Source organism: Chryseobacterium sp. HMWF035 (assembly GCF_003094695.1).
In the GTDB taxonomy this organism is placed as follows: Bacteria; Bacteroidota; Bacteroidia; order Flavobacteriales; family Weeksellaceae; genus Chryseobacterium; species Chryseobacterium gambrini.
Genome location: NZ_QEHP01000042.1, coordinates 1 through 1,269, shown reverse-complemented (window position 1 = coordinate 1,269; position 1,269 = coordinate 1). Strand labels below are relative to the sequence as shown.

Sequence of the window (1,269 nt, the reverse complement as noted above, 5' to 3'; positions counted from 1 at the left end):
GGTAATGTACTGAAAAATAGTTGGTGAAATTCAGGATATATTTTAATAAATTATGCACGTTAATCCGAAGAGGACAAAAGCACTGGTGGAGATCAACTTTTCAGCAATAGGATTAATGTTCAAAACGATAGTTTTAAGGTGAGGTAAACCTCACCTTTTCGTTTATTATCGGATGAACCTTATGGCTAAAAAAACTTTATTTTTCGTTAGAAAAATAAATATACCATTTGATGAAATTGATTCGGTTTTTCAATGTGAGACCTCTGTGCAGGTCGAGATGATTTTTTAAATGGCTGAAATATCCCTCAATACCATTGGTTGTTTTAGGAATATTGGGATTTTCCAGATAATGAAACATATTGGGCAATGCCCGTTTTATAGTAAAATACGATCGTCTGAGAAGCTTGTGGGTATACCAGTATCTCTCGGTTTCAAGATTAATTGTTTTTTCATTAATATAATCCTGATGTCTCAAATACCAATCGTTGAGTTCATTTTTCCACCAGATTTTATCGTTTTGTGTTTTAATTTTCAGTAATAATAAAACGTGTTTTCGAAGTTCCTGACCGGCAATGTGTTTAGGAAACTTTGTGAGCCAGATCAGGCACATTCTCTGAATATGAACCAGACATCTCTGAGTAATGATGTCTCCGTCAGATTTATTTATGGCTTTCAAAACGCTTTTATGTCCATCTGTAGTAATGCTTTCCAGTTTTACGCCCAACCGTAAAAGATTGTTTAAATCTTCCCTGATTTCTTCATAATGTTCTCCATCGGTAAAACGGATAAGCTGTGTATATCCATCAAAATCATCCTGATAAGCAACTAAACAGAACTGAGCAAAATAAGTTGCATCCATTCTTAAATTCACCTTTTCCCGTTTGATGATCTTCAAGGTAGGAGACTGCTCTAAAATGGTATAAAATGTTCTCTGCAAAGTATCTTTCGAATAACTGCTGTCTCTGCAAAGCGTTTTGTAGGTCTGCCTTTCCAATACCCATTTTTTGAACCAGATAAAACGATTTTTAATTCGTTGTTCCGTTCTGTTTTGAGTAAATAAAATCCCGCAATTTTTACATTTAAATCTTTGCTTTCCCCCTTGTTTTCCCCAACGAATTACCTCCAAGCTTGAACAAGACCAACAACGTTTTTTTGCCATTTTTCAGACAAAGAAAAAGTTTTATGAAACACGTTTCATAAAACTTCCTCCAAACAGCCTAACAATGAGTTTTTGATAGGATTCTACCAACTATTTTTCAGTATTATGCC

1 protein-coding gene is annotated in these 1,269 nt (G+C 34.4%); it reads right to left on the bottom strand.

Annotated features, from left to right (window positions below; translation table 11 throughout):
* Positions 1-196: 196 nt before the first annotated feature.
* Positions 197-994: a transposase gene (locus DD829_RS06635; RefSeq protein ID WP_228408140.1), complete on the bottom strand. Its 798-nt coding sequence runs from the start codon at positions 992-994 to the stop codon at positions 197-199.
* Between the last annotated feature and the right edge of the window lie 275 nt (positions 995-1,269).